Consider the following 3,464-nt stretch of genomic DNA (forward strand, 5'->3'; position numbering starts at 1 on the left):
CCCCGAAGCCAGCCTTCACGCCACCTCCGACCGCTACGAAAACGCCACGGCCGGAGGATGAGACCAGCTCCGACAAGGCTGCGGGGAAGGCCCGGCCGGCGAAACCGGCGCCCTCGGTGCTGTTTCAGCCGCCGGCCGCCGGACAGGCCCCCCACCCGGCCGACGTCGCCCCGTCGGCGACGACCGCCGGACACACCGGTCCGGCGGCGTCGGGTGACGCCGTGGCGGAGACGACAGGCCGGCAGTCGGCACCCACCTCGACTGAGGTGACCAGGAGCACCCCGAGGGCCCGGCGGGCCCCCACGGCGCGGAAGTCGGCCACACCGGCAAGTGGTGCGCCGGCGGCCGGCGAGGTGACGGCCGGCGAGGCCGTGACGAGGGCGATCCCGGCCGGCCGGGAAACCGATCCTGCCTCGGGGTCGGCAACCCCGACCCCGAGGAAGGCCGCAGCGGCGAAGAGGGCCACCCCGGCCGCGAGGGCCACGACACAGAAGGGTGCCGCTCGAAAGGCGACCAAGGCCACGAAGCCGACCACCGGCAAGGCCAGCCCCACCGTCGTGGAGACCACCACCGCAAGGGAGACCACCACCGGCGTGGCCGGCGCCGCGAAGCGGACAGCCACCAGCAGGGCCATCTCTGCCCCGGGGCAGCCGGTGGCGGCCACGGCGGTTGCCGACGAGCGGACCTCGGGGCGTACCCCGGGACTGGATCTGGCGGAGATCCGGACCCGCTTGGTGGACCACCCGGGTTTCGCGCCCGAGTTGCTCGCCCTGGCAGCTGTCGAGGGAATCGGGCCCGGCGCCCGTGCCTGGGCACGGGAGTTGCGCGAGGCGTACCCGGATGCGGATCCGGACGGGTTGGCCCGGCTCGCCACCCGGCGTTTCGTGCGGGTGGCCGGCGCGGGTGGGGCGACCTCGGCGCTGGCCGGCGTGTTCGCGCCGGTGGCCGAACTGGCGGTGCTGCTGTGGAGCCAGGCCGCGCTGGTGCTGCACCTCGCCGCGGCGTACGGCCGGGATCCGTCAGCCGCCGAGCGGGCGGTGGAGCTGCTGGTGCTGACCCAGGTGCACCCGGACGCCGACAGCGCGCGGGCGGCGTTGGCGGCGGCGCGGGCGGCGGACGGTCCGGGGGACCGGCCGTGGCCGCGCGCGGCGGAGGCGGCGTGGCGGTTGGCCGCGCCGCTGGCCGCGCAGGCCGGCGGTTGGGTGGCGTTGCGGCTGGTGTCGCGGCTGCTGCCGGGGGCTGCGCTGCTGGCTGCGGCGGGCGGGGACGCGGCTGCGGCCCGGCGGGTGGCGGCGCGGGCGGTGGCCGTCTACCGGCCGGCCCGCCGGCGGTAACCTCGGGCGGATCTGGCCGGTTCTGGGCCGGCGGGCCGGTCAGAGCCAGCTGAGCCAATCCCTCGGCACCAGTGTGTAGCCGACGAAGGCGACCACGTCGAGCAGCGTGTGCGCGACGACCAGCGGCATCACCCGCCGGGTGCGCAGGTAGAACAGGCTGAACACCACGCCCATCACCGCGTTGCCGACGAAGGCGCCGAAGCCCTGGTAGAGGTGGTAGGAGGCGCGGAGCAGGGCGCTGGCGGCGATGATCGCGCCCAGCCGCCACTGCATCTGGCGCAGCCGTGTGACCAGGTACCCGACGACGATGACCTCCTCCAGCACGGCGTTCTGAGCGGCGGCGAGGATCAGCACCGGGACGGCCCACCACACGTCGGGCAGACCGGCGGGGACCAGTTTCGCGTTGACGCCGAGTTGCGCGGCCGTCCAGAACAGCGCCAGGCCGGGCAGGCCGATCAGCGCGGCGAGGCCGGCGCCGCGGGCCAGGTCGGCCCCGGGGCGGCGCAGGTCCACCCCGAGGGTACGCACCGGGTCGCCGGGGTCCCTGGCCAGCAGGTGGACGGCGAGCAGCACCGGCAGCAGCGCGAAGACGATGCCCAGTAGTTGGTACGCCAGGTCGAGCCAGGGCCGGGCCGACTGGGAGGTGTTGAGCGCGGCGGTCTGCTTCGACAGCCCTCCGTCGGCGGTCAGCTTAGCGATGATCGACACCACGGCGTACACGGCCGACTGCCCGAGGGAGAGGCCGAGGACCAGCAGGGTCTCGGTGCCGAGGACCTTGCGGGAGGTCGGGCGGGTGAGCTCGTCGACGGTCACCGCACCACTGTGCCCGAGACGGTGGGCCGACCGCACCGGTCGCACAGTCTGTGCGACCGAGGTGCACGCTCCGTGGACATTCTATGCGGGCCCGATCCGCCGTCAGGAGGAGGAGCGTCCCGTGCACGACTTCGCGCGACTGCTGAAGGAGAGCTGGACCCTGGTCGAGGAGGACCGGGAGCGGCTCAGCGGTCACTTCTACGCCCGGCTGTTCCTCCTCGACCCGGAGCTGCGCAAGCTCTTCCCGGTGGAGATGACCGGGCAGGGCGACCGGATCCTCGACGCCATCGTCACCGCGACACAGGTGGTGGACGATCCGGAGAGCTTCGAGGAGTACCTGCGCTCGCTCGGCCGGGACCACCGCAAGTACCACGTGGACGCGTCGCACTACGAGACGATGGGCGTCGCCCTGCTCGACGCGCTGCGCAGCACCGCCGGTGACGGCTGGAACCTGGAGTACGACCAGGCGTGGCGGGACGCGTACGCGGCGATCACGGACAAGATGCTGGCCGGCGCGGCGGCCGACGGGAACCCGCCGTACTGGCACGCCGAGGTGCTCACCCACGAGCGGCACGGCCCGGACACGGCCGTACTGACCGTCCGTGCCCTCCAGGCTCCACTGACCTGGAAGGCCGGCCAGTACGTCAGCGTGGAGGTGCCGCGGCACCTGCCCCGGGTGTGGCGGACCTACTCGGTGGCGAACGCCCCGAACGACGACAACGTGCTGGAGTTCCACGTGCGTACCCCGGCCGGGGCGGCGGGCTGGGTGTCGGGCGCCCTGGTCCGGCGGACGAACCCGGGTGACCTGATCCGGGTGGCCGCGCCGATGGGGTCGATGACGCTGGACCGTGACTCGACCCGGGACGTGCTCTGCGTGGCCGGCGGTGTCGGGCTGGCCCCGATCAAGGCGCTGGTGGAGGACCTGACGGCCTGGAACCGGACCCGATGGGTGCATGTCTTCTACGGCGCCCGGAACCGGGACGAGCTGTACGGCCTGGCGGGGCTGGAGGAGCTGGTGGCCGCCCACCCCTGGCTGTCGGTGACCCCGGCGTGCAGCGAGGACCCGGACTTCGACGGCGAGCAGGGGGACGTGTCGGAGGTGGTGACCCGGTACGGCCCGTGGACGTCGCACGACTGCTACGTCTCCGGCTCCGCATCGATGGTCCGAGCCACCCTGCGGGCGCTGGCGGAGGACGAGGTCCCGCCCCCGCACATCCGGTACGACACCTTCGGCGCCGGATAGCGACTTTCCTCCCCCCGAAAAACCGGGTCGCGTGCCCCCGCCCCCTGGGGCACGCGACCCGGTCCCACACCGGC

At 74.0% G+C, this 3,464-nt stretch carries 4 protein-coding genes; 2 read left to right on the plus strand and 2 right to left on the minus strand.

The features are described 5' to 3' along the window. Positions 1–124: 124 nt before the first annotated feature. On the minus strand, positions 125–568 hold the full coding sequence (locus E1193_RS33580; protein ID WP_243707972.1) for a hypothetical protein: 444 nt from the start codon (positions 566–568) through the stop codon (positions 125–127). On the opposite strand from E1193_RS33580, the gene E1193_RS30570 reads away from it, so the two are divergent. Next, on the plus strand, positions 558–1,334 hold the full coding sequence (locus E1193_RS30570; protein WP_243707973.1) for a hypothetical protein: 777 nt from the start codon (positions 558–560) through the stop codon (positions 1,332–1,334). The genes E1193_RS33580 and E1193_RS30570 overlap by 11 nt on opposite strands. Before the next feature lie 39 nt (positions 1,335–1,373). On the opposite strand, the gene E1193_RS30575 is transcribed toward E1193_RS30570, so the two are convergent. After that, complete coding sequence (locus tag E1193_RS30575) at positions 1,374–2,147, minus strand: CPBP family intramembrane glutamic endopeptidase (RefSeq protein WP_132186602.1); 774 nt, start codon at positions 2,145–2,147, stop codon at positions 1,374–1,376. Between the two features lie 121 nt (positions 2,148–2,268). On the opposite strand from E1193_RS30575, the gene E1193_RS30580 reads away from it, so the two are divergent. Further along, on the plus strand, positions 2,269–3,390 hold the full coding sequence (locus E1193_RS30580; protein ID WP_132186603.1) for a globin domain-containing protein: 1,122 nt from the start codon (positions 2,269–2,271) through the stop codon (positions 3,388–3,390). Positions 3,391–3,464: the final 74 nt, after the last annotated feature.

The organism is Micromonospora sp. KC606, from assembly GCF_004348675.1.
Classification (GTDB): Bacteria; Actinomycetota; Actinomycetes; order Mycobacteriales; family Micromonosporaceae; genus Micromonospora.